The organism is Rhodococcus sp. 2G (assembly GCF_001886355.1).
Lineage (GTDB): Bacteria > Actinomycetota > Actinomycetes > Mycobacteriales > Mycobacteriaceae > Rhodococcus > Rhodococcus pyridinivorans.
The window spans coordinates 1,898,840-1,922,530 of the sequence record NZ_CP018063.1 but is presented as its reverse complement, the minus strand read 5'-3'; the positions used below and the strand labels follow the sequence as shown (position 1 = coordinate 1,922,530).

The 23,691-nt window shown below is 67.0% G+C and carries 21 protein-coding genes, 3 pseudogenes and 1 other annotated feature; of the genes and pseudogenes, 6 read left to right on the top strand and 18 right to left on the bottom strand.

All coding sequences use genetic code 11. From position 1 onward, the window contains the following. Position 1: 1 nt before the first annotated feature. Positions 2-781 carry an IS3 family transposase gene (locus tag BO226_RS09060; RefSeq protein WP_156895159.1) on the top strand — a complete coding sequence of 260 codons (780 nt, stop codon included), beginning with the start codon at positions 2-4 and terminating at the stop codon, positions 779-781. Between the two features lie 33 nt (positions 782-814). Here the strand turns inward: BO226_RS09060 and BO226_RS09055 are convergent. The 4 genes and pseudogenes from BO226_RS09055 to BO226_RS09040 all read right to left on the bottom strand — a co-directional run. After that, positions 815-1,054: pseudogene (locus tag BO226_RS09055) on the bottom strand (transposase); the annotation flags it as partial. A gap of 47 nt (positions 1,055-1,101) precedes the next feature. Continuing rightward, positions 1,102-3,057: a tyrosine-type recombinase/integrase gene (locus tag BO226_RS09050; RefSeq protein ID WP_064257806.1), complete on the bottom strand. Its 1,956-nt coding sequence runs from the start codon at positions 3,055-3,057 to the stop codon at positions 1,102-1,104. Next, complete coding sequence (locus BO226_RS09045; protein WP_064257805.1) at positions 3,054-4,109, bottom strand: tyrosine-type recombinase/integrase; 1,056 nt, start codon at positions 4,107-4,109, stop codon at positions 3,054-3,056. Before BO226_RS09045 ends, BO226_RS09050 begins: the two co-directional genes overlap by 4 nt. 113 nt (positions 4,110-4,222) lie before the next feature. Then, positions 4,223-5,242: pseudogene (locus BO226_RS09040) on the bottom strand (IS256 family transposase); the annotation flags it as partial. A 144-nt stretch (positions 5,243-5,386) separates the two neighbouring features. Here BO226_RS09040 and BO226_RS27670 point away from each other — a divergent pair. Further along, positions 5,387-5,563, top strand: a pseudogene (locus BO226_RS27670) (integrase core domain-containing protein); the annotation flags it as partial. A 24-nt stretch (positions 5,564-5,587) separates the two neighbouring features. On the opposite strand, the gene BO226_RS09030 reads toward BO226_RS27670, so the two are convergent. After that, positions 5,588-6,178 carry a barstar family protein gene (locus tag BO226_RS09030; RefSeq protein ID WP_232238096.1) on the bottom strand — a complete coding sequence of 197 codons (591 nt, stop codon included), beginning with the start codon at positions 6,176-6,178 and terminating at the stop codon, positions 5,588-5,590. Between the two features lie 580 nt (positions 6,179-6,758). Between BO226_RS09030 and BO226_RS09025 the strand changes: the two genes are divergently transcribed. Beyond that, positions 6,759-7,694 carry a hypothetical protein gene (locus BO226_RS09025; RefSeq protein ID WP_198040623.1) on the top strand — a complete coding sequence of 312 codons (936 nt, stop codon included), beginning with the start codon at positions 6,759-6,761 and terminating at the stop codon, positions 7,692-7,694. Between the two features lie 341 nt (positions 7,695-8,035). On the opposite strand, the gene BO226_RS09020 is transcribed toward BO226_RS09025, so the two are convergent. From BO226_RS09020 to BO226_RS08995, 5 genes are all read right to left on the bottom strand, one after another. Continuing rightward, a complete protein-coding gene (locus tag BO226_RS09020) occupies positions 8,036-8,416 on the bottom strand; it encodes an inorganic diphosphatase (RefSeq protein WP_071936395.1) in 381 nt (126 codons plus the stop codon). A 434-nt stretch (positions 8,417-8,850) separates the two neighbouring features. After that, a protein-coding gene (locus BO226_RS09015; RefSeq protein WP_156895129.1) for an IS3 family transposase occupies positions 8,851-10,076 on the bottom strand; the annotation gives its coding sequence in 2 pieces (ribosomal slippage) (positions 8,851-9,794 and positions 9,794-10,076; 1,227 coding nt in all). Further along, positions 9,673-9,807: a sequence feature (AL1L pseudoknot), on the bottom strand. Its footprint overlaps the gene before it by 135 nt. A gap of 61 nt (positions 10,077-10,137) precedes the next feature. After that, on the bottom strand, positions 10,138-10,497 hold the full coding sequence (locus BO226_RS09005; protein WP_232238095.1) for a hypothetical protein: 360 nt from the start codon (positions 10,495-10,497) through the stop codon (positions 10,138-10,140). A gap of 2 nt (positions 10,498-10,499) precedes the next feature. Beyond that, positions 10,500-11,078: a hypothetical protein gene (locus BO226_RS09000; RefSeq protein ID WP_071935048.1), complete on the bottom strand. Its 579-nt coding sequence runs from the start codon at positions 11,076-11,078 to the stop codon at positions 10,500-10,502. A 390-nt stretch (positions 11,079-11,468) separates the two neighbouring features. After that, complete coding sequence (locus tag BO226_RS08995) at positions 11,469-11,927, bottom strand: hypothetical protein (protein ID WP_071935047.1); 459 nt, start codon at positions 11,925-11,927, stop codon at positions 11,469-11,471. 93 nt (positions 11,928-12,020) lie between these two features. On the opposite strand from BO226_RS08995, the gene BO226_RS08990 reads away from it, so the two are divergent. Together BO226_RS08990 and BO226_RS08980 are read left to right on the top strand one after the other, a co-directional pair. Further along, positions 12,021-12,347, top strand: coding sequence for a hypothetical protein (locus tag BO226_RS08990; RefSeq protein WP_156895157.1), 327 nt, complete (start codon positions 12,021-12,023; stop codon positions 12,345-12,347). A 591-nt stretch (positions 12,348-12,938) separates the two neighbouring features. Next, entirely contained in the window at positions 12,939-13,343 is a 405-nt protein-coding gene (locus BO226_RS08980) for a hypothetical protein (protein WP_232238094.1), read from the top strand. A gap of 177 nt (positions 13,344-13,520) precedes the next feature. On the opposite strand, the gene BO226_RS08975 is transcribed toward BO226_RS08980, so the two are convergent. From BO226_RS08975 to BO226_RS08960, 4 genes are all read right to left on the bottom strand, one after another. Continuing rightward, positions 13,521-13,925 (bottom strand): hypothetical protein, encoded by a 405-nt coding sequence (locus BO226_RS08975; protein ID WP_071935043.1) that lies wholly within the window; start codon positions 13,923-13,925, stop codon positions 13,521-13,523. Positions 13,926-14,001: 76 nt separating this feature from the next. Then, complete coding sequence (locus BO226_RS27665) at positions 14,002-14,994, bottom strand: hypothetical protein (protein WP_198040622.1); 993 nt, start codon at positions 14,992-14,994, stop codon at positions 14,002-14,004. A 478-nt stretch (positions 14,995-15,472) separates the two neighbouring features. Further along, a complete protein-coding gene (locus BO226_RS08965; protein WP_071935041.1) occupies positions 15,473-16,219 on the bottom strand; it encodes an SDR family NAD(P)-dependent oxidoreductase in 747 nt (248 codons plus the stop codon). A gap of 148 nt (positions 16,220-16,367) precedes the next feature. Continuing rightward, positions 16,368-17,498 (bottom strand): M24 family metallopeptidase, encoded by a 1,131-nt coding sequence (locus tag BO226_RS08960; protein ID WP_071935040.1) that lies wholly within the window; start codon positions 17,496-17,498, stop codon positions 16,368-16,370. A 35-nt stretch (positions 17,499-17,533) separates the two neighbouring features. Here BO226_RS08960 and BO226_RS08955 point away from each other — a divergent pair, with 35 nt between their 5' ends. Further along, positions 17,534-18,511 carry a 5'-3' exonuclease gene (locus tag BO226_RS08955; protein ID WP_006552184.1) on the top strand — a complete coding sequence of 326 codons (978 nt, stop codon included), beginning with the start codon at positions 17,534-17,536 and terminating at the stop codon, positions 18,509-18,511. 10 nt (positions 18,512-18,521) lie between these two features. On the opposite strand, the gene BO226_RS28045 is transcribed toward BO226_RS08955, so the two are convergent. The 4 genes from BO226_RS28045 to tatA form a co-directional block, all read right to left on the bottom strand. Further along, the gene (locus BO226_RS28045; protein ID WP_071936394.1) at positions 18,522-19,403 is read right to left on the bottom strand and encodes a DUF4333 domain-containing protein; all 882 of its coding nucleotides are present in this window, start codon (positions 19,401-19,403) and stop codon (positions 18,522-18,524) included. A 106-nt stretch (positions 19,404-19,509) separates the two neighbouring features. Next, positions 19,510-22,266 carry a DEAD/DEAH box helicase gene (locus BO226_RS08945; protein ID WP_071935039.1) on the bottom strand — a complete coding sequence of 919 codons (2,757 nt, stop codon included), beginning with the start codon at positions 22,264-22,266 and terminating at the stop codon, positions 19,510-19,512. After that, complete coding sequence (gene tatC / locus BO226_RS08940) at positions 22,263-23,225, bottom strand: twin-arginine translocase subunit TatC (RefSeq protein ID WP_019289529.1); 963 nt, start codon at positions 23,223-23,225, stop codon at positions 22,263-22,265. The genes BO226_RS08945 and tatC overlap by 4 nt, the downstream gene beginning before the upstream one ends. A gap of 104 nt (positions 23,226-23,329) precedes the next feature. After that, positions 23,330-23,584: a Sec-independent protein translocase subunit TatA gene (tatA, locus tag BO226_RS08935; RefSeq protein ID WP_033098352.1), complete on the bottom strand. Its 255-nt coding sequence runs from the start codon at positions 23,582-23,584 to the stop codon at positions 23,330-23,332. Positions 23,585-23,691: the final 107 nt, after the last annotated feature.

Genomic DNA, 23,691 nt, shown 5'->3' with positions numbered 1-23,691 from the left:
TCTGCCAGTTCATCGACCAGATGCGTGCACAAGGACACCGGGTCGAGTCGATCTGCGCCGTGCTCACCGAGCGTGGCGTCAAGGTCGCCCCACGCACGTATCGGAACTGGAAACCGCTCCTCCGTCCCGCCGGACCGTCGCCGATGCACATCTGACGAACGCTCTGCGTGAGACCGTCGGCACCGCCGAAGGTCTCTACGGTCGCCGAAAGATGACCGTGCACCTGCGCAGACACGGCCACGACGTCGCGGCATGCACCGTCGACCGGTTGATGCGCGATGAAGGGCTGTCCGGAGCGGTCCGGGGCCGTCGGCACCGCACCACCATGCCCGGCGGCTCGGACAGTCGACGCGCCCCTGACCTGGTCGATCGTGATTTCACCGCCGAGGTTCCGAATCGGAAGTGGGTCACCGACTTCACCTATTGCCGCACCTGGGCGGGGTTCGTCTATGTCGCGTTCGTGATCGACTGCTTCTCGCGGGCGATCGTCGGCTGGCATGCCGCCACCGTCAAAGACACCGCGATGGTCACCACCGCCTTGAAGATGGCACTGTGGCGACGTGACCACACGGGCCACCCGGTCGGCTCAGGGTTGATCCACCATAGCGATGCCGGCAGTCAGTACACTTCCATTGCTTTCGCGGAAACCCTTGTGCTGGAGGGTATTGCCGCGTCGGTCGGCAGCGTCGGAGACGCATACGACAACGCTCTGGCCGAGAGCACGATCGGGTTGTTCAAGACCGAAATGATCGCCAAGGGAAACCGGTCAAGCCCCTGGTAGTGGTGTAACTCGTTTTTGATCCTTCGTTGGTGGTCAGGCGGGTAGTTGCATCAGTTCATCGGTGCTCACCTCCGTCGCCTGGCTGGTGTCGGTGTTGGTGGTCAGGGTGAGCCGGCAGCGGCTGAGCACTTCTAGGCCGAGGTATCGGCGGCCTTCGGCCCATTCGTCGGTCTGCTCGGCCAGGACGGCGCCGATGAGGCGGACGATGGCATCCCGGTTGGGGAAGATGCCCACGACGTCGGTGCGGCGGCGGATCTCGCGGTTGAGCCGCTCGGTTATCCGGCCCTCAGGGATGAGATCAACCCTGATCTCACATCGAATCAGCGATCGAGACGCTGCAAGTGGTCGGTCAACGCCTCAGCGACACGATGATGCCGGGCAGCTTCATCGGGCCATCCACGGTCACGAGCATCGACCTCGAGAGCCTGGATGTCGGTGCGTTGCGCCTCGAGCGCGCCGCGGAACTCAGGTCCGGTGACGAAGTTGTCGCAGGTCTCGCAGATGTTGGCATAGGGACACGCACCCGCGCTCTCGTGACGGGAACAGTAACCGTGGGCAACACGCGTTTTGAGCATCTCACTGCCGAGCCAACTCACCGCGTCGGGGACGATCGGTTTGCCGACCGGAGTGAGCGTGAACCGCCGCCGCATCTTGCCCATCGCCTGGTCATAGGCATCCCGCAACGTCGGTGAAGCCAAAGTGGCGTAACGCAAAGTCATCTGCGGAGTGACATGCCCGAGCAACGCCATCAACGCCTGCAGGCTCATCCCGGCGTTGGCGAGTTCGGTGGCCCAAGTATGCCGCAGCTGATGCGGGGTCACCACCAACGGCGCACCCCCGGCCCCACGCAGTCCGCAAGCCTCGACGGCAGCGAGCAGACCGTTGCGCAGCCGGGTCTGGCTGAGACGGCGGCCGTGTGCGACGAACAGGAAATCGGTCAACTCTCCGGTGCGGGGATGCGGCAATGGCCGACAGATACCACGCCCGCCGGTCCACTCGTCCAACGCGGCGATAGTGGTCGCCGAGAGCGGGACCATGCGTTCGGTGGCGAGCTTGCCCAACGGAACCTTGAGCCAGGTCCCGGCCGGGCCGTAATCGATGACGCTGCCGAGCTCGAGATCCAGTAGCTCCCCGACCCGCAGACCGGCTCCGCGCAGCACCGTCAACCCGATACGAGCGAACGAATCATCCAGCTGGGAAACCGCATTCATCACCGCAGCATCGATGTCGGGCGGCAATGCCCGCGGAAGCGGTTGGTCGAGTTTCGGGACGTCGGCGGCGAAGACCAGACGGCGCGGTGGGGCCTGCTCCCAGCCCCATTCGGTGATGTCCTCGAGCAGGTTGCGCACGCTCAGTACCGTCGATTGGATCACGGCCTTGGAGATGATGCGCCCGGCCCCGGCAGCGGCGCGTTGCCCACGCCAGGTGCGGGTGCGATTCCAGACGAGGAAGCCCTCGATGTGACTGCGGTCGAGATCCTCGAGGGAGGTGACCTCGGGATGGTTGGTGGTGAGGTAGTCCGCGAACGGCAGCAGGTCGTTGATCAGCGATTCGGCCGATTTCGGGCGGAGCACCGATGCCCGGACGGTGACGTAACGCAACAGGGCCTCGCGGATCGGATCGGCCATCGGGGCGTCGGCGAAGCGTTGGGCGTAGGTGCGGGCCCACGGTCGGCGCCGTGGTGGGGTGTCGACGATGCGGGCCTGAAACAGCATTTGTCGCAGTCCCGCGATACGGTTGCGGTAGGCGCGTTTCGATGTATCCGGGATTGACTGTGTGGCAGCCAATGCGGCGTCGAACTCGCCGACGGTCTCGGCGCTCACACCGCTGACGGAACCGCCGTGCCAGGCGAGCAGCACCGCCAGGCACTCGCCGAGGACGGTCTCGACCCATTGCGGTGTCCACCCCAAAACCAGGCCGGCGGCCCGGACCGCGGCGAACCCGTCCGGGTCGCGGTCCTCGACGGCCCGGCCGAGTCCGGTGAGGTTCTTGACGGCCGCGAGTTCGAGGTCGAGCCGCAGGTTGCCGCGTCCGATGAGGTGACACAGCAGTGGCCAGGCCCCGGTGCGGCGTAGTTCGGCCAGCCGGTCGGCAGCGGGTCGGGTCATCCAGTCCCGCAAGTCCGGATGCGTGGTGAGGAAGGTGGTCGCGATGAGGGTGCGAGCGCGCACCGACCTGTCGCTGAGCCCGAGGCTGGCGACGTGCTCGAGGTAGTCGGTGAGCACCGCACCCGGTCCGGCCGGCAGGACGACCGTCGCAACCACCGCGGTGCTCATTGTCGTGTTCCGGCGAGACTGGCGCGGGCCGCGCCGTATTCGGCGGCGAGCTGCTCGACCGACAAATGCACATATTCGGCAGTGGTGTCCGGAGACACATGCCCCATCAATTCTCGCAGCACCATCAGATCGATTCCGGCGGCAGCGAGTTCGGTGCCGTAGGTGTGGCGCAATCGGTGCGGACGCACCCTCGTCGCACCGGAGAGGTCCCGGTGCCGCCGGAACAGCGACCGCAGTCCCGCCTCGGTCACCGGCGCCCCCGCGGTGGGGCCGCGCAGCACCACGAAACACTCCTCGGTCGCCAACCCCGGTGGCCGTTCGAGGCGCAGATAGGCCGACAGTTCGGTGAAGAACACCGCATCGACCGGCACCACCCGTTCCTTGCAGCCTTTGCCGAGCACCCGGAGTCGTCGCTGGCCGAAATCGACGTCTGCCAACCGCAGGGATCGCACCTCGGCGTTGCGCAGCCCGCCGAACAGCATCGCCCACAACATCGCTCGATCCCGATGGGTGCGCAGCGACGCCGCAAACTGCTCGATCGCGTCGGCGTCGAGGGACTCGGGCAGTAGCCGCGGTTGGCGTACCAGCCTGCCTCCGGCTCGGGGTCGGCCCGGCCCGAGGTGTCCGAGCAGTCCTCGCGCTGGTGGTCGCAGTCCCTGTCCGCGCCGCGGTGAGGGCACCGGATTTTCGGTGCGTATCCCGGTCATCACCAGGTATTCGAACAATGCGCGTATCGCCGCGACTCGTCGGTTGATCGTCGATGCCGCAGTGCCCCGATCACCTCGTGTCGCCATGCCTGGGCGGGGTTTGCGGTGCACGTTCTGCCAGTCGACCCACTCGAACACCGTCACCGGCGTCACCGCAGCCACCGTGAGGTCGCGATCGAGCAGGAATCGGGCCAGATTGAGCACGTCGAACGCATATGCCCGCACCGTTGCCGAACTGAATCCGCGTCCGGCCAGATGCGTCAGGAACGCGTTTGCTGCTGCGCATCCTTCCCATTGGCCGTCGATCACATGCCCGTTGCTGCTGATGCGCACCCGAACGGTCATTGTCCGCCGCCTTTCGATCGGAGCCGACACCGCCAGCATGCGCCTCAACCGGTCGTCGGCTCAGGACCTCACGCTGCAACCGTGATCGTGTCGTGGGAGGGCCGGTTAACCGAGCTGGGGTTGTTGGACCAGATCTGTCGCCACACGTCGTCGGGAAATGCGGTGAAGGCGAGCAGGTCTTCGCGGGCGTCGCCGAGGTGGTCGGCGACCTCGGGCAGCCGGTGCTCGGCGTACTCCAGCAGCCGGTCGAATTGCGCGTTGACCGCCTCCGCGGTGGGCTGGTCGTAGACGCTGTGCAGCATCGCCTTCACGGCCGGCCACATGGACTTGGGGCACACGGCCATGAGGTTCGCCGAGTAGTGGGTGCGGCAGCGTTGCCACGCGGCGCCGGGCAGGTTCGCCGCGATCGCCTCGATGAGCCCGGCGTGGGCATCGGAGGTCACCAGCCGCACCCCGCCCAGGCCGCGGGCAACCAGGTCGGCGAAGAAGGTGTTCCACGAGGCCGTGGTCTCACTGGTGGCGACCTGTATGCCCAGCACCTCGCGGTGGCCGTCGCCGTTGACGCCGGTGGCCAGCAGCACGGAAGCCTTGACGACCTGCTTGTTCTCGCGGACCTTGATCGTCAACGCATCGGCGGTGACGAAGGTGAACGGCCCGGCCTCGTCCAGGCGGCGGTGCCGGAACGCGGCGACCTGCTCGTCCAGGTCCTGGGCCATGCGTGAGACCTGCGACTTGGACAGCGAGTCGATACCCAGGGTCTTGACCAGCTTGTCCATCCGGCGGGTAGACACCCCGGCCAGATAGCAGTCGGCTACGACGGTGATCAGCGCGGACTCGGCTCGCTTGCGGCGCTCGAGCAGCCACTCGGGGAAGTAGCTGCCCGAGCGCAGCTTCGGGACGGCGACGTCGACGGTGCCGACCCGGGTATCCAGGGGCCGGTGGCGGTAGCCGTTGCGGTGGTTGGTGCGCTGTTCCGAGCGGGCGTTCCACTCGGCGCCGCACACGGCGTCGGCATCGGCGGAGAGCAATGCGTTGATCATGGTCTGCAGTAGCTCGCGCATCAGATCCGGCGACGCGTCGGCGAGGGCTTGGCCAAGCAGGCCTGCAGGGTCGACAATATGAGGTGCGGTCATCGTGATGACTCCGTTCGAGGATTCGGTAGAAGGTTGACTCGAAGGATCACACGGTGGCCGCTCTACACCCGTGCACAACACGGAATCGCAGACGATCTCGGCCACCGAGTTACACCACTCTATGGGGCACTACTGGGAAACCCGTTCCATCCGGGTCCCTACAAGTCCGTCGAGGACGTCGAGTACGCCACGATGGAGTGGGTCGACTGGTTCAATCGCAGTCGCCTGCACAGCCGTCTCGGATACGTCCCGCCGGATGAATTCGAGGCGGCGTACTACGCTCACCTGTCGACTCCACAACCGGAGCCGTCACCGATATAGGAGCGGCAAGAAACCCGAGACGGTTCACTGCAAGACATTCTCGACAAGATCCCCGTCCTGGAACGGCGCCGGCGGGTCCGGCTCGACATCCCAGACGCTGCCGAAAGAGACCGGGCGGCCACCGACTGCGGGGTAATCGGTGACAGTGGATTCGACGAGGCACAGCATCGGGTGCGCATAGAGCGCGGCTAAGCGTGCTTGAACCGCGAAGATGTCGAGAACTACGCCGGCGGTGCGCCGGTCCATTTCGGCGAGGGTGTCATATCCGGCGATCGCGAGGACGGTGCCAGAGCTGGCGGGATCGCTGCCGTAGTCGAACCTGGCGACGTCGGATAGCACGTCATTGAGGGCGTCGAGGTTGCGGCCATAGTAGGAGGGAAAGGACATCGTCTCCGCGAATGCGGTGTGCATGTCCTCGACGGACGTCCACGGATGGGCGTCGATGCGGTGTACGAGGTATCCGAGATCCGTCAGGCGGGTGCAAGCGCTGTCGAGTTGGAATGCGTTGTCATACCGGTACACGTTGCCGTTTTGCAGGAGGCTCCAGTCGAAGCGTTGTCGCTGCTCGTTGAACAGATCGCGGTCGGTCGGATCGAACACACCTCTGCGGGTCATACCTTGAGCCTAGGTGGGTGCGCACCCTGACTAGGTCCGATCAAGACCGCTTGACGATCCGCTAACGGGATTGCGACTGGGCTGAAGATTCCGACAAGCTCGTGAAAATCAGGCACTGACACGATGTTGAGAACACGCAGATCGGATGCACAGAGAAGTGACACCGAGCAGTGGAACCTACACTTTTTGTAGGTTCCTCGGGAACGTGTCATTTTCCAAGGTTCATGTCACTCGGGCGCACACCGTAAAGTGCCCCGGCCAGCGAGGTTGAGGTCAGGTACGTGCAGGACTCAGGCACTCCTGACGCGACGACCCTCGCTGCGGCAGATCCCCATCGGAGCGCCGGTTGAGGTCCCCCCGAGACCGGCGAACGTCGGGGGATGACTGTCCCCGATCGGGTAATTATCGACGACCGGTCCTCGGTCCTCGGCCGGAACGGTGGGATGCGACCGGAAGGGGCTCTGTGGCCGCTAACGTGACAGGCGGGGAGGTGGCCAAAGTGGAGTCGATACCGTGGGTGCAAGTGCTGGTGCAGATGGTGCACGGTCCTGATTTTTCGATCCGTGGAATTGTGCGCAGCGTGGACCAAGACAACCGTCCACGCAACAAGGTCGGGTGGACGACGATCGGAAACCAGGTGCCGCCGACCCTCGCCGGCGGCGGTGTCGACGCGACTGAGATACGAGTGTGGCGCGATGGAATGCGTGTCCGCATCGAGGAGCCGGACGGCACTGTGGTGTTGTTGTGTGACGGCACCACGTGCTGGCGATTCCGGCCGAACCGGGATCTTCCGCTCGCTGCCCCGGTCGAAACGTTGCAATTTCGGGGCAATGGCACCGATCTGCTCGCCCGCCGGCCCGCCGCCCACTGGGTCGGCGACGACTTCACCCACCCCGTCGGCCAGATCGCAACGACACTCTTCCTCGACCGCCCGGCCTGGACATTCGAGTTGGCGCCACCACCGCACAAATCCCACCCGATGCAGATGGTCGTCGATCAGGCCACCGGACTGGTGCTTCAGCAACGCAGCGACGGAGCCGGCCTGGTGGAGGAATGGGTGGAGCTGACTGTAGGCGAGGTGTTCGACGACGCGTTGTTCGTCTGGAACGGTGCCGCAGACTCCGCCGAGGACGAGCGCCGCCGCCAACTCGCCGAGCATCACGATCGACGGGCCCAACGTCTCGACTGGTTCCGCACGCACGTGACCGCGGAGCCTTTGCAGGTCGCGGTCGTCGCGGACGTGAACGTGGACTACGTTCACACCTTCGACGAGCACACCGGCGCGTTCGAAGCCAGCCTGGGAAGGCAGATGATCACCGGATCCCTGGCTCGCCGCCCACGCTCATCCCAGCCGTGGGAGTTGAGGTGGGCGGGACCGGTTCATCGATGGTCCACCGCAGACTTCGACTGGGCAGTTGCTCTGCACGACACTGAACTTCCCGTCGAAAGTCTGGCCACGCTACAAACACGACTTCACCCAGGTGTGCCCGTTCTCGATCCATCTGACGGGATCTAGCCGGTACGTCGCCAGTAGCCGACCGTCATCCGGCGCTTCGCTCCGCATTCCGACCGAATCGAGGATTCCGACAAGTTCGCGAGAATTTCTGACTGACACGAAGTTGGAACGCCGCAGATCTACGCGCTGCACGACTGACAAGTTGGACGAGAACCTACACTGGCATAGGGTTCCACAATCGGTGTCGATTCCAGATTTCGTGTCGGTCGGCGCCGCACTGGGCGGACAGTGTGCACGTGCCCGGACCAGCGACGCTGGGGTCGGTATGTAAAGGACTCAAGTGCTTCTGCCGCGGGGTGTCCCTTCCGTCAAGATTGTTTCCGTCAAGGCAACGGCAAGGCTCAGGACCGGATGACGATGTAGCGTCCGGCGGTCTCCTGGAACTCGACGGCCGCGGCGATAGCCGCATCGTCGAGTGTCATAGAGGGGTCGGGAACGACGATGAGTTTGTCGTCATCGTCGTGGAGCCGGTGAACGATCGCGATGCAGGTGCCCTGTGCTGAGCTCATCGGTTCGGAAGGACCCAGATAGTAGGCATCGAGTTCGTCGCCGTCGGGCGCGAGTGTGCCGGGGACATAACCGTAGTTCGCCCGATAGAGAAATCCGTAGGTCGGGTGACGGCTTCCGTAGGGACGGTCGATCATCAGATCGACAATTCGGCCGAGGAACGGCCGCGCCAATCTCAGCGATTCGGATTCCTCGACAGGTGCGGGACCGGCCATCGTCACAGACTAGCGGGCGAGCTGGATCTGTACGCGGCCGATCGCGGCGCCCGATCGAACAGTTCGGCTCTGAGCATGACGAACAGGAACAGGTGCTGCCGTAGCCCATTTCCGGACAGCGATCGTTGACGGTGTTCTGGACTGGAAGGTTTGTGTCGGACGTCTGACACCGGCGCGGGCAGTCTTCCGTCGCGAAAGGGCCGGCAGCTGTGTACACGCCCTGTGACAGCTGAGCAACGAGACACGATGTCGGGCCGGTCATTGCAGGATCACCGAGAGTGCGTACGCGACGATGGAGTAACCCTCAGGGACGGGTCCGTCTCGGTGCACGATCTTTGGTCCCTCGTATTCGACGCTGTACCAGCCCACATATCCCGCCGGGGGCCCGACTGTCAAGTCCCGAGTTTTGTTGAGGCTGAGCGTGTGTTCAGTTCTCAGGCCGCAGAAGCGGCCGGCGGTTGTGCGTAGTAGGCGGTCTCGACCTCGGCTGGGGTGCGATAGTCGAGCATGCCGTGGACCCGTTCGGTATTGAACCAATGCACCCATTGCGCGGTGGCCGCTTCGACGTCCTCCCGGCCGGTCCAGGGACCGTCGAGGAAGATCAACTCGGCCTTGTACAGCGAGTTCAGCGCTTCGGCCATGGCATTATCGAACGAGTCGCCTTTCGATCCGACGGAGGCGACCGCGGCGGCCTGGTCCAGGGTCTGGGCGTAGCGCAGCGCTCGGTATTGCACGCCGCGGTCGCTGTGATGGACCAGTCCGGTGACGTCGCGGCCTGCGCGTCGTCGTGCCCACAGGCCCATCTTCAACGCGTCGAGCGCCAGGTCGGTGTACATCCGGGTCGAGGTCTGCCACCCGACGATCATGCGGGAGAACGCATCCAGGACGAACGCGACATAGACCCACCCGGACTGCGTCCGCACATACGTCAGATCGGCCACCCACAACTGGTTCGGCGCAGTGGCCGTGAAGTCTCGTTCGACGAGGTCACAGGGCTGATCGGTTTCCGGTGCCGGCTTCGTCGTGCGCGGCCATTTTCCGCGGACGGTGCCGCGGACACCGAGTTCGCGGCAGAGCCGCTCGATGGTGCAGCGGGCCACCTCGTGGCCTTCCCGGACCAGTTGGGCGTGGATCTTGCGGATTCCGTAGACCCGCATCCGTGGGTGGGAGTGGATGCGCATGATGTGTTCTTTGAGGACGGCATCGCGGCGTGCACGGGCGCTGGGTTCGCGACCTATGAAGGCGTAGTAGGTGCCCGGGGCGATCTTGACCTCGGTGTTCTCCGACAGAACGCGACAGATCGGTTCGATCCCCCAGCGGTGTTTGTGTTCGTCGATGAAGGCGACGATCACTTCAGTCGGCGGTCGAACTCCGCCTTCGCGAAAAAAGCTGTGGCAGAACGTAATATTTCCATCGACTGCCGTAGTTCGCGGTTCTCTTTCTCCAGACGGCGGATCCGTGCTTCGGCATCGACGGGCTCAGTGGGGAGCTCGTCGTCTTCGGCTTTGCGCACCCAGGTCCGCAGGGCTTCCTTGTGGACGCCGGTCTGCTCGGCGATCCGGTTGATGGCGCCGGTGCGGGTGTCGGGGTCGCGGCGGGCTTCGACGGCGAGTCGGGTCGCTCGCTCACGCAGTTCCTGAGGGTATTTGTAGTTCGCCATGTTGAGTCTGGGGTGATCCTTCCGGGATATCTGGCTCACCCTCAATGAAACCAGGGACGATTCAGACCGCCCGCTGGATCACCGGACGGCGTTCAGTGACCAGAGCCCGCCCGGCCGGCTGAGTGCGGTAGACCGTCCACAGGTAGCGGTCCCACACCAGGTGCCCGGTCAGCGTAACGTTCCCGACGGTATCGAGGCGCTGCGGCAGCATCGTGGTGAATCCGTGACCCAGGTGCGCGAGTTGCTCCACACGACCATCGACAGTGATCTCCTCCACCCAGGCGTACACGTGGTGCACGAGCTCGGCGACACACTCTGTCATGCCAGGGACGGCCCAGTACGTCGTCGGCTCGCACACCTGCCCGGGTGCGGGTTCGTCGGGCCAGAATTCGAGGTCTTCGATCATCCACAGTGTCGTCATCGTCAATCGACCGTCACATTGTCGAACCGATACCAGCCCTTGCCGATGCTCGCGAGATTCAACCGTTCGATATCCCGAGGTGTGCGGTCCGGGAAGTACACCCAGCCAGGGCTCGAGTGTGGAACAGGCCAGCTGCGCGCATCGTGGAAATAGACTTCGCCGGCGGTGGTGTCGTAGGCGACGTCGACATCGAACCGGCCGAGACGAAGATCGTGGGCGTAGCTGCGCTCCGGAGACGCCCGCAAGTCCGCGGCGATCTGCTCGAACTGCGGCCGAGCGTGCTCGAAGTCGGGGCGTACGAGCATTGCGATGCCGACCGCGACGAGAACTACCGATGGCAGTGCGCTGGTGTGCCACCGCCACCGTCGCCCGTGCGCGCGGTCGAACGCCATACGCAGTGCCCATCCCAGGCCCACACCGAGAAGCACGAGTATCGCAGCAGCGACCACCAGCAGATCACTTCGGCCGGTGGGCCAATAGTGACCGGAGGCGGCCACCAAGGCTGCTCCCGCGAGCGCGGCTATCCCCAGGAGACCGGCATCGGCTCGAGGCATGCGCCGGAGTTGCTCGACGGTATCCATGCCGACGAACCTACCGCGACGAACCCTGCGGAACTTCTGAGTCTTCCAACAAGATTGTGGGACTCCTTGGCTGGCACGCATTTGGGAAACCACAGTTCAGTGCGCTGTCCTACTGACACGTGCGGCAAGGACCTAAATGATTTGTAGGTTCCGCGGGAATGTGTCATTTTCCAAGTTTCATGCCACCCGGACGCACACTGTAGAAGCGCCCTGGACCAGCGAGGTTGAAGTTGGGTACGTGCAGGACTTAGGCGTGTGATCTTCGGGAAGAAGCAGCCGGGGATCTTCGGTGAAATGCGGCATGCGACGTTGAACTGCTCGAGGCTGAGGGCCTCCCTCGAGGACGAATGATCCGGCCGGATCGCCCCAGGTGGAGAATGCCGGCTGCGCTCAATGGTGCAGGCGGTCGAGGTAGTCGGTGAGCTCCCCGATCGGCGCGACGACCTCCCCTGTGTACCGTCCCCACACAGCTCGCCCATCGACGCTTCTGGGTGTCAGATGCCGGCCATCGGGCAACGTGGGCCATTGCAGCCATTCATCGACGTCCTGGAAGTAGGACGCGATCTCGACCGTGGTGGCGACGTCCTCCACCGCGCTGGAGATACCGAAACCGCTGTGCGGCGTGCCGCCGACGACGAGGGAGCACACCAACCCCGGCACCGGGACGACCTCGAGTCGGATGTCGATGCGCCACACCCCGGGATCGAACGTGTTCATCGCCTCGAAACGCAGCGTGTCCCGGGAGAGCCGGGCGAACGCGCAGACGAGCACATCCCGAATGTGATCGGCGGGTTCGAAGGTGAACTCGATGTCCCACCGCGAACCGAACTCCGGACCGGGTATGCGCATGCTGCGACACTATTCGATGCTCGTTCCGGAAGGTGGACGGAGAACATCGGTGTCCACCGGCTGCCGGGACCGTGACTCTTCTAGGCTGACGAGGTGTCCGAGAGGCGTGGCGAATACCGATTGGCGGTGCTGTGGTGGAGTGCCTTCGCCGGGATCGTCGTCTGCGCATTGAGCTACTGGTCGGTGGTGATGGCCATACGGCGCGCGTTCGACGTGCAGTCCTTTCCACCCGGCGGCGTCGACTACTGGCTGTGCTGGGCCGCTCCGCTCGTCGCAGTGGCGACAGCGGGCACGGTCACGCTCATCGTGTGGCGGCGTGCTCGGTTGGCCCTCGCGGGCTTTCTCGTGGCATTTCTGCTGACCGGCCTGTATATGGGCATGGTCGGCTATTCGGTCGACAGCATGCCGTACTACATGTGACCCGGGCACGGCCGGTGGGACATCAGCACAGCGCTCCGCTGTAGGTTCTTGTCGGATGTATCTGCGCTGAACCGTCGGCATCCCGCTGAACTGCTGATATCCCCAGTAGGATCAACTTTTTCGACGGCTACTGCCTCGTCCGGTGCAGGGAATCATGATCTGGACAGCACTCGACCGATCGGACCGGGTGGGGAACCTCGATGTGGGTCATGGTGTCCGATGTGCCTGCACGGGACGAACGGATCGACGTATGCCTGCCCTGCGTGGTCGGTCGGTGGCCGGTACAGGTTTGTCGAGCTGGTGCTGTGCGAAGCTACTGTCATGTTCGTGCCTGAGGTGAACTACCTGAACGTCTGGACGTTCCCGCAGCTCGTTCAGTTGCGGGGCTCCGGCAGGGATACTGACTGAGTGAGCATCACACGGTGTGACGAGGTGACTGCGGCACGGTGGATCGAAGAGCGCCCCGAGGACTGGAGTCGACTCGCCACGCGGGGTCCGGTCTGTTTCGACAGATATGCGCGTCTACGGATCATCCCGGACCCCAGCTACCCCGGGCAAAGCGAACATGAGGCTCACGTCGACCCTGGCGCCGTGCACGATACGGACCAGATCGGTGTCGTCCTGGCCGAATTGGCGCGGTACACCGGAACACCGGATGACTGCTATTTCCTGGTCTGGGACGGATGGCCGAGCTTTCGCCCGGGCGACCCGATGCCGAAGGTGTCGATCCCGAACCGCGACTTCTTCCTGTTCCACGGCACGCTCGCGGACTTCCCCGACTGGAACAGCCAGATCGAGGCGCTGCTCGACGACATCGAGGCGCCGACACCAGCGTTCGTGTGGCCGGCCGATCGAGCCTGGTGCGTGACGTGCGATGTCGATCCGCATTTCGCCACGATCGGCGGATCCGCCGAGGCGATCGCCACGCTCGTGGCCCTGCAAGAGGTCGATGTCGTCGAGGACGACCCCGACCGGGAGCCTCCCTACTATTACTGACGGCCCTGACCGGATCCGGCTGGCCGGCGTGCTCGGTCGGGCGGACGGGGTGTATTCCGACCTGCGTCTCGGCCCGGTCCGTTGTCGGCGGACGTGATCCTGGAAGCGGTAGGGCGGCGTGTCCGCCGTCGGCGCACGATGTCCGGATTACCGCACCACGAAGTCAGGACTCATCGTTCAGGGTGCCGCGGCCACGCTGCTCAGCGTGTAGATCGTGTCCCCGGCCGGTGAGCCGATGATCGACTCGAGCCACGGCAACTCGATCGGATCCCCGATCGGGAGGCCGGTACGCAGGTCGTAACGTGAGAGCACCGGCTGATTCTGATAATCGACCGCGGTGACGATCGCGTCCTGGACCGACACCCTCATAGTCTCGGCGGCCCCGGGCACGGTCCATTCGTGGACCACCGTCGGGGATCCGGTCACCGGCACCGACAGCACCTGCTTGTCCGGGTTGATCCAGTACAACCGGTCCTCGCTCACGCTCAGGGTTGCCCGCAGCGTACCTTTGCTGGCGTCCGGCATCTCCAAGACAGTGCGCTGGGGGATGCCGGTGTCGAGGTCGATGGACAGCACGGCCATCTCGCCGCCGCGGGGGGCAGGTGTTCGCCGACGCGGCGGGCTGCTGGGTCGGCGCCGAGCGATCGAAGCACAGGGATTATCGTCGGCGTCGCCCGTCCTTGTCGATGCGGCGTTGCCGGTCGACGGGTTCGTCGGGGTGCAGCATGCGTTGAAGATCGCCGATGGTCTCATCATCGAGGTCGGTATAGAGCACAACTGCTGCCCAATCCCAGTCGGGAGTCGACCAGACGTAGAAGCGCCCACCCCATGATGGTTCCCACCCCTCGGCGCTGCGGGGCCGACGCGAGAGCATCGTCAGGTCGTTTCCCGCATCGAATGCCCCTGTCTGCGGATCATGGAACGGGACCCGATCGGGAGTGAAATCCATCGGCACCCGCGTGCGCAGCGGCACCCCGGTGACGGCGGCGGTGAACCAGTGTCGCTGGTCGCGTTCGAGAGCGAACTGGCGCTCGCGGTACATCTGCTGTTCCTGCTCGGCGGTGAGTACCGGCCCCTCCCACACGAACAGAGTGTCGTCGACCGGTTCGCCGACGACGAGGTCGACGAACTGCGCGCCCAACCCCGCCTGCTCGATACGTTCACCCAACATCTGCCCGGTCTCGATGTCCACCCAGATCCGCATCGGATACGGCTTGCGCGGGGGCGGTGCCAACTCCACCGTCCAGCAACGCCGACCCGCGAACTCGACCTCCTCGACCGGACCGGTCGGCTGGGCGAAGTCGTCACCGGACCATTCGGCCGCGCTGCGCCGCCGCAACAGGAACTGACTGGTGCCCAGATACTGCACCTGACCGACCGGACCCATCCGCGGCCGTTGCGGATCCCGGGTGAAATCCCACGCGGCCGATCCGTCGGTAACAAAGACCGGGGTCCCGTCCTCGCGCTCAACGCGCAGCCGCGCACCGTGACGCCAAACACGGTGGCCGTCACCGGCCATCACCCAAAGTGTGCGCCCGGCAGACATGAACTGCTCAGTGTGCCCCTCCGGGTGCACCGCGCGGATCGTTCCCCGCACAGGCAGATCAGGACCGGTGGTCAGTGCCCGCAGTACCTCGATCCACGCCGTCATCATTCGACACTAACTGCTCGTGTCAGAATGACCTGGCACCCAGATGTCAACGACGGGTTAGAACGGCACACTACCGGTCATGTCGGCCCAACGCCGGTGCGAAACTCGTTCTTCGGATGACCATCGACACCTGTGCTGTTTGACGATCCTCAAACAGCACACCCCGACACGGTCCGGCACTCGATCGTGTCCTGCGGAAGACGGCCGTCCGACCGTCCTGCTTAACCGTCCTGCATGTCGGTCTCGAATAGCTGACTCAAACAGCACTTTCGTCGCCTCATGGACGGAATCCTGATCGGCTATTCCCGATGCAGCACCGCGGGCCAAGATCTGCAACCGCACCACGGAGCCCTCAAAGGCCGGAGTCCGCGACGACCGGATCTATACGGACAAGGGCGCTCTATACGGACAAGGGCTACGCGGGAGACAAGCGACATCGGCCCGGTCTGTGCGAAGCGCTCGCCGTCTGCCGCAGTCGTCAGCGCGGCAAACGCCGCCACATCGCCCGCGGCAGCAGGCGCATCCCGAAGAACACCGGGCGCAGCACCGCCGGCACCCACACCTCCCCGCGCCCGCGGTGCAGCGCCCGCACCGTCGCGTCGGCGACCTGCGGTGGGGTGCTCGACAACGGTGCCGGGCTCATGCCCTCCGTCATCCGGCCGATCACGAAACCGGGGCGCACCAGCAGCAGCGAGATTCCGCTGCCGTGCAAGGCATCCGTCAAGCCGGACGCGAAACCGTCGAGGCCGGCCTTCGCGGAGCCGTAGACGTAGTTGGCGCGGCGCACCCGCCACCCGGCCACGGAGGAGAACACCACCAGCCGACCCGAGCCTTGGCCGCGCAGCCGCTGCGCCAGGTCGGTGAGCAACGCGACCTGCGCGAGATAGTCGGTGTGCACGATCGACACCGCATGCGCGGCATCGGTTTCCGCGCGGGCCTGGTCGCCGAGGATGCCGAAGGCCAGCACCGCCACATCGATCGGCCCGAAGGCGGCGATCCGGTCGAGCACCGCGGTGTGGGTGTCGAGAGCATCGGCGTCGAACTCGACCGGATGCACCGCCGTGGCACCCGCTGCCCGCACGGCGGCGCACTCGTCGGCCAGGTCGTCGGCGCGACGCGCGGCCAGGATCACGGTGCGGCCCGCCGCGAGTCGGGTGGCGACCTCGACGCCGATCTCGCTGCGTCCCCCGAAGATGACGACGGTTCCCTGCGCGGTGTGGTTCATGCGGCCCAGTGTCCCGGGTCGATCTCCGGGATGCAGTGGCGGGGTTCCGCTCTCTGCGGGATGGACAGTGACCGCACCCCAAGCATCGACGTCTCCCTCGCCGACAAGCTGCTCGCCCTGCTCGACGAGCGGTGAACCCGGCCGGGTGTCAGCCCGGCAGCACCGTCAATCCGTGCGGGCGCAGGTTCATCGACTCGCAGCCGTCCTCGGTGACGACGACGATGTCCTCGATCCGCGCACCCCACTCACCGCGGAAGTAGATGCCCGGTTCGATGCTGAACGCCATGCCGGGCTGCAGGATGTCGTCGTTGCCGGAGACGATGTACGGCTCCTCGTGCACCGACAGGCCGATGCCGTGCCCGGTGCGGTGCACGAACGCCTCCCCGTAACCGGCGGCGGCAAGCAGGTTGCGGGCGGCGGCGTCGACGTCCTCGGCGCGCACGCCGGGCCGCACCGCATCCACTGCGGTCTGTTGTGCCTTCTCGAGCACCGCAATCTTCGTCGCGATCTCCGGGTCCGGTTCGCCGATGCTGTAGGTGCGGGTCGAATCCGAGTAATAACCCGGTTCGACGGGACCACCGATGTCGACGACGACGATGTCGCCGGATTCGATGACCCGCTCGGACACCTCGTGGTGCGGGTCGGCGCCGTGCGGGCCGGAACCGACGATGACGAACGCCGCCGCGGTGTGTCCCTCTTCGAGGATCGCGGCGGTGATGTCTGCGGCCACCTCGGCTTCGGTGCGTCCCGCGCGCAACCATTCACCCATGCGGGCGTGCACCCGGTCGATGGCGGCACCAGCGCGGCGCAACGCCTCGACCTCGTCGGTGTCCTTGACCATCCGCAGCTGCCGGATCACCGACGTCGCAAGCGCCGGGGCGTTGCCGAACCGGGCGGTCAGCGGCACCAGGTGCAGCGCCGGCATCGCCTCGGTCACCGCGAACGCCCCCGCCGTCGCGACGAGTTCGCGCACGAGCGCGTAAGGATCCTGACCGTCCACCCAGTCCCGCACCGGCAGACCGAGCTCACCGATCGCGGAGTCGTTCAGCGACGCCAACTCCAGCCGCGGCACCACCACGGTGGCGCCGGAGCCGTCGGTGGGGATCACCAGGCAGGTCAGGCGCTCGAACGACTCGGCGCGCGAACCGGTGAAATACCGCAGGTCCGGTCCGGGGGTGATGAGCAGCGCGTCGAAGCCGGCGGCGGCACCGAGTTCGGCGGCGCGGGCCAGGCGGGCCGCGTAACGGTCGGCGGGGAATCGGGGGGCGGCAGTGGTCATGTCTTCGAGCCTAGTGGCCGCGGCCGGATGGCAGGATGTGGTCCGTGACCGCACCGGAGAACCCCACGCCCGCACCGGACCCCACGCTGATGTTGCTCGACGGCGCGAGCCTGTGGTTCCGCGCCTTCCACGCCATCCCGGAGAAGGTCACCGCCCCCGACGGCAGCCCGGTCAACGCGGTGCGCGGCTTCGTGGACATGGTGGCCTCGCTGATCCGCACCCACCGCCCCACCCGGCTGGTGGTGTGCCTGGATCTGGACTGGCGGCCGGCCTTCCGTGTCGCGGCGATCCCCAGTTACAAGGCGCACCGGGTCGCCACCGGGTCGGACGGCACCGTCGAGGAGGTCCCACCCGCGCTGCTGCCGCAGGTGCCGGTGATCCTCGACGTGCTCGCCGCCGCCGGCATCGCCACCGGCGGGGCGGCCGGTTTCGAGGCCGACGACGTGCTCGGCACCCTCGCCGCCCGCGAGACCATCGACCGGGTGATCGTGGTCAGCGGCGACCGCGACCTGCTGCAGGTCGTCGCCGACAGTCCGGTGCCGGTGCGGGTGCTCTACGCCGGGCGCGGATTGGCCAAGGCCGAGTTGTTCGATCCGGCGTTGGTCGCCGAACGCTACGGGGTGCCCGGCGAGCGGGCCGGCGCCGCCTACGCCGAACTCGCGGTGCTGCGCGGCGACCCGTCGGACGGACTGCCCGGCGTCAAGGGGGTCGGGGAGAAGACCGCCGCGTCGTTGCTGCAGCAGTACGGCTCCCTCGACGCGGTGCGCGCGGCCGCGGTCGACGAGTCGTCGTCGATGGCGAAGGGCATGCGGGTCAAACTCGCCGCTGCGGCGGACTATCTGGATGCGGCGCTGCCGGTGGTGCGGGTCGCCACCGACGCCGACGTGGACCTGTCCCGTTCGGACGTGTTGCCGGCGGCACCGGCCGCTCCGGAGCAGCTCACCGCGCTGGCACAGCGGTGGGGTCTGGAACGGCCGGTGTCCGCGCTGGTCGCGGCCCTGGCCGACCGATGACCGCTTCCGGTCAGTTGGGGCGGCCGACCTCGTAGGTGCCGTTGTCGTCGGTGACGGTGACGGTCACCTCCCGGAACTGGCCGTCCACGGTGACCGCGCAGGTGAAGCTGTGGCCGGCCTCGACCTTCTGATCGCTCGGGCACTGCACGTCGCCGACCTGCCCGGCCCCGTAGGACTCGGTGAGCACCTTCGCGATGCCCGCCTGGGTGGATTCGGTGTCGAGGACCTTCCCACCGAACATCGTCGCGGCGAGGATCCCGACGATGGCGAGCACCACGACGAGCCCGGCGCCGCCGAGGATCCACGGCAGCTTCGACTTGCCGTTCTGCTGAGGCGCGCCGCCGGGCCGCTGCCAGGTGTTCGCGGGCGCTCCCCAGGGCTGCGCCCCGGCGGGCTGCTGCCCACCCCACCCGGGGACGGGCTGCGTCGGTTGCTGACCGGGCGCGCCCCACGGCTGCTGTGCGCCCGGTTGCTGACCCCAGCCCGGTGCCTGTCCTGGTGCCTGCTGACCGGGTGCCGGCTGCCCCCAGCCGGGGGCGGGCGGCTGCGGGGCCGGACCCCAGCCCTGTTGCGGCGCACCGGTCGGCGCACCCCACGGATTCTGTTGCCCGGCACCGGGCTGCGCGGGAGTCTGCTGCCCGGCGGGCGGCGCCCACCCGGGCTGCGGAGCGTTCCCGCCCGCACCGGTGTCGGGTTGCCACGGCGACTGCCCGGCGGTCGACTGTCCCCAGCCGGTGCCGCTGCCCTGCCCCCACTGCTGCTGGCCGGCGGGCGGCGCCCACGGTGATCCGGGCTGCTCACCGCCCCCGGAGGTCGGGTTGGGTGCCCATGGATCCGTCGATTCCGGCGGCTTCTGCCCCGGCGAGTCCTGCGGTTCGTTCGGCCCGGTCATCGTCGTCTCCACTCACCCTTCCCGTTGTGTGCCCATACGGTAGCGTCCACCCGCCGCGCGGGCATCCACGCCTACCGGGCGTCCCGGACACCCCGCAGGGGCCGGGTCATTCGGCGGTGGGATCGACGGCGACGACCCCGCGACGCACCGCCCCGACCGCCTTGCCGGCGGTGCGGGCGAGTTCCGGATCGTCCGCGCAGGTGCGGATCTGGTCGAGCAGATCGATCAGCTGCCGGCACCACCGCACGAAATCTCCGGGTGAAAGTTCCTTGCCGGCGGCCTCCGCAGCGACGAGCGCCTCGGTCAGCGACGCGGTCGACGCCCAGGTGTAGGCGGCGGTGACGAAACCCAGATCCGGTTCGCGGGTCGGGGGCAGCCGGTGCCGGATCTCGTCGGCCCGCAAGTCGTCGCAGATCCGGGTGGTTTCGGCCAGCGCGTGCCGGATCGAGCCGGTCGGCCCGACGACAGTGACCGGTTCGTCGGTGCGCGACTCGTAGATCACCGCCGAGGCGACCGCCGCGAGTTCGGCGGCGGACAGTCCCGCCCAGGCACGGCGACGCACGCATTCGGCGACCAGCAGATCCGATTCGGTGTAGATGCGGGCGAGCCGCTCCCCCGCCTCGGTGGTCGCCGGATCGTCACCCTCGGTGAGATAGCCGCGTTCGGTGAGCAGCGCGACGATCCGCTCGAAGGTGCGCGCCAGCGAATCCGTCGCCGCGGCGGCCTTGCGGCGCTGCTGCTGGGTTTCGCGCAGCAACCGGTGGTAGCGCTCCCCGGCACGCGCCAGCGAGTCCAGATCGGGGTGCTTGCGGGCCGGATGGTGCTTGAGTTCGCGGCGCAACGCGTCGATCTCGCGGGTGTCGCCCTTGGACGTGCTGCGCTTGGGACGGCGCGGCGGCACGAGGCCCTTCGACCGCAACGCCGACGCGATGTCGCGGCGCCCACGGCCGGTGCGGTGATCGACGTGCCGCGGCAGCCGCAGCGTGCCCAGCACCGTCGCCGGGGTCGGGAAGTCCCCGGCGGAGAGGCGACCGGACCACGCGTCGGCGGTGACGACCTGCGGCCGCGGATCGCCGGCGTCGGTGTCCGGCAGCACCACCACGGCCAGGCCGGTGTGTTTACCGGCGGGCACGGCGATGATGTCACCGCGCCGCAGGGTCACCAGCGACGCCACCGCCGCGGCCCGGCGATCCTGCATGCCGCGCCGCTCGTGGGCGCGTTCGGCGTCGGTCAGCTCGGCGCGCAACCGCAGATAGTCGAGGATCTCGCTGCCCTCACCGCCGAGCTGGTCGCGCAGCTGTGCGAGGGTGGCCTCGTTGCGGTCGATGCCGCGTTTGAGACCGACCACCGACTTGTCGGCCTGGAACTGGGCGAAAGACATCTCCAGCAGCGCCCGCGACCGCTCCACCCCGACGGCGTCGATGAGGTTGACCGCCATGTTGTAGGACGGGCGGAACGAGCTGCGCAGCGGGAAGGTGCGGGTGGAGGCGAGCCCGGCGACCGCCGCCGGTTCGATGCCCGGCTGCCACAGCACCACCGCGTGGCCCTCGACGTCGATGCCGCGCCGCCCGGCCCGGCCGGTCAGCTGCGTGTACTCGCCGGGGGTCAGCTCGGCGTGGGTGTCGCCGTTGAACTTGACGAGCTTTTCGAGCACCACGGTGCGGGCCGGCATGTTGATGCCCAGCGCGAGGGTCTCGGTGGCGAACACCGCCCGCACCAGCCCCCGCACGAACAGTTCTTCGACGGTGTGCCGGAAAGCCGGCAACATCCCGGCGTGGTGGGCGGCGATGCCGCGTTCGAGGGCGGTGCGCCACGACGCGTAGCCGAGGACCTCGAGGTCGCCGCGCGGCAGATCCCGGGTGTGCTCGTCGACGATCCGGCGGATCTCGGCGGCTTCGGTCTCGTCGGTCAGGTGCAGACCCGAGCGCAGGCACTGCTGCACCGCGGCGTCGCAACCGGCGCGGCTGAACACGAAGGTAATCGCCGGCAACAGACCGTCGCGGTCGAGACGGACGATGACCTCCGGGCGCGGCGGCGGCCGGAAGCGGGGGCCGCGTTCACCCCAGCGGTCCATCCCGGACAGACTCTGCCGTTGCCGCACCGCCGACGCCAGCTCCGGGTTGACGACGATGTCGCGGCGCCGCCGGGTCGGGGCGGTGTCGGTGTCGGCGCGGCGGTCGAACAGGTCGTAGATGCGGGAGCCGAGCATCATGTGCTGGTGCAGCGGGATGGGCCGCACCTCGTCGACGACGACGGTGGTGTCGCCGCGCACCGTGGTCATCCAGTCGCCGAACTCCTCGGCGTTCGACACGGTCGCCGACAGCGACGCCAGCCGCACGTCCTCGGGCAGGTGCAGGATCACCTCTTCCCACACCGCGCCGCGGAACCGGTCGGCGAGGAAGTGCACCTCGTCCATCACCACGTGGGTGAGCCCGATCAGGGCGGTGGACGACGCGTAGATCATGTTGCGCAGCACCTCGGTGGTCATCACCACCACCGGCGCATCGGAGTTGATGGACTGGTCGCCGGTGAGCAGACCCACCGAGTCCCGGCCGTGCCGGGCACACAGATCGGCGTACTTCTGGTTGCTCAGCGCCTTGATCGGGGTGGTGTAGAAGCACTTGGAACCGCCCTGCAGCGCCAGATACACCGCGAACTCTCCGACGACGGTCTTGCCGGCGCCGGTGGGGGCGCACACCAGCACCGAATGCCCACCCTCGAGGGCGCGGCACGCCTCGATCTGGAACGGGTCGAGCGGGAATCCGAGGCCGGTGGCGAACTCCGCGAGCTGCGGGGTGGGGACGAGCGGCGCGGTGCCGGTCTCGTCGTTACCGGCAGGGCCGGGAGTGGGGTCGCCGGTCACAGGGTGTCGGAGTAGTCGGTGCGGGCCGGATCGGTCCGTACGGTGTCGGTGGGCGCCGTCGGCGCTGCCGGCTCCACCGGGCTCGGGGCCGGGATCGTCGAACCCTCGTCGTCGTCGAGATCGGCCCAGCCCTCGGCGCGGGCCTTGCGGGCGCGGCGCCGGTCGGTCAGCCGGGCGATCTGGATGGCGAACTCCACGAGCAGCGTGAGCGCCAACGCCAGGGCGAGCATGGAGAACGGATCCTGGCCGGGGGTGGCGATGGCGGCGAAGACGAACACCGCCATGATCAGCCCGCGCCGCCACGCCTTGAGCTTGGCGTAGGGCAGCACCCCGACGCCGTTGAGCGCGACGATCACCAGCGGGATCTCGAAGGACACCCCGAAGATCACCAGCAGGTTGATGAGGAACCCGAAGTATTCGGCGCCCGACAGGGCGGTGACCTGCACGTCGTTGCCGACGGACAGCAGGAACGACAACGCGTGGGAGATCACCAGATAGGCCAGTACCGCGCCGGTGACGAACAGCGCCGCCCCGCAGGTGACGAAGCCGATCGCGTAGCGGCGTTCCTTGCGGTACAGGCCGGGGGTGACGAACGCCCACAGTTGGTACAGCCAGATCGGGCACGCCATGACGATGCCGGCGGTCGCGGCGACCTTCAGGCGCAGCATGAACTGCTCGAACGGTCCGGTGGCGAGCAGTCGGCACGAGCCGTCGTTGCTCAGGTCGGCGCGGGCCGAGGCGGGTAGGTCGCAGTAGGGGCCGCGCAGGATCTCCCCGAGGCTGTCGAGGCCGAACAGGCTGCGGCTGTACCAGACGAAGCCGAGGATGGTGGTGAGCACGATCGCAGCGAGAGCGATCAGCAGACGCGTGCGCAATTCGTAGAGGTGCTCGACCAGCGACATGGTGCCGTCGGGATTGGTCTTGCGCCGGCTTCGGCGCGGATCGAACGGGATGCGCACGGTGCGGTTCTCAGCTCCTGTCGAGACCACCGGCGTGCGGGCGTGCCGGGGTCAGCGGAACGCCGGGACACCCGTGGTGGGCGCCCCGGCAGGATGAACGTCGGTCAGGCAGACCGCGGTTCGGTGTGCGTGTTCGGCGCGGCGGGATCGGCTGTCGGCTGCGCGGCCGGCAACGGATTCGGCGCCGGCTGCGGCGTGGATGCCCGGGCGTCGTCGTTCTGCATCTCCTTGACCTCGCTCTTGAAGATCCGGAGCGAACGACCGAGACCGCGCGCGGCGTCGGGCAGCTTCTTCGAACCGAAGAGAATCACGACCACCAGCGCCACGATGGCCCAGTGCCAGGGGCTCATTGCACCCATTTACAACAACCTCCACTGATCGGCTCCGATCGATGCTACCGGACCTCGAGCACACACCGAGGCTTCGCGCCGGTGTATCCACCCACAATTTGCGGAGGGTTCACACC

Excerpts from the sequence above, each read along its gene's own strand:
- BO226_RS09005 (WP_232238095.1), bottom strand. The coding sequence starts at position 10,497 with ATGACGACACTGTGGATGATCGAAGACCTCGAATTCTGGCCCGACGAA.
- BO226_RS09030 (WP_232238096.1), bottom strand. The coding sequence starts at position 6,178 with ATGACCCGCAGAGGTGTGTTCGATCCGACCGACCGCGATCTGTTCAAC.
- BO226_RS09045 (WP_064257805.1), bottom strand. The coding sequence starts at position 4,109 with ATGACCGTTCGGGTGCGCATCAGCAGCAACGGGCATGTGATCGACGGC.
- BO226_RS28045 (WP_071936394.1), bottom strand. The coding sequence starts at position 19,403 with ATGACCGGGCCGAACGAACCGCAGGACTCGCCGGGGCAGAAGCCGCCG.
- BO226_RS09020 (WP_071936395.1), bottom strand. The coding sequence starts at position 8,416 with ATGGCCGGTCCCGCACCTGTCGAGGAATCCGAATCGCTGAGATTGGCG.
- BO226_RS08955 (WP_006552184.1), top strand. The coding sequence starts at position 17,534 with ATGTGGTCCGTGACCGCACCGGAGAACCCCACGCCCGCACCGGACCCC.
- BO226_RS08960 (WP_071935040.1), bottom strand. The coding sequence starts at position 17,498 with ATGACCACTGCCGCCCCCCGATTCCCCGCCGACCGTTACGCGGCCCGC.
- BO226_RS08965 (WP_071935041.1), bottom strand. The coding sequence starts at position 16,219 with ATGAACCACACCGCGCAGGGAACCGTCGTCATCTTCGGGGGACGCAGC.
- BO226_RS08995 (WP_071935047.1), bottom strand. The coding sequence starts at position 11,927 with ATGCGCATACCCGGTCCGGAGTTCGGTTCGCGGTGGGACATCGAGTTC.
- BO226_RS08975 (WP_071935043.1), bottom strand. The coding sequence starts at position 13,925 with ATGGCCGTGCTGTCCATCGACCTCGACACCGGCATCCCCCAGCGCACT.
- BO226_RS09000 (WP_071935048.1), bottom strand. The coding sequence starts at position 11,078 with ATGGATACCGTCGAGCAACTCCGGCGCATGCCTCGAGCCGATGCCGGT.
- BO226_RS09050 (WP_064257806.1), bottom strand. The coding sequence starts at position 3,057 with ATGAGCACCGCGGTGGTTGCGACGGTCGTCCTGCCGGCCGGACCGGGT.
- tatA (WP_033098352.1), bottom strand. The coding sequence starts at position 23,584 with ATGGGTGCAATGAGCCCCTGGCACTGGGCCATCGTGGCGCTGGTGGTC.
- BO226_RS27665 (WP_198040622.1), bottom strand. The coding sequence starts at position 14,994 with ATGACGGCGTGGATCGAGGTACTGCGGGCACTGACCACCGGTCCTGAT.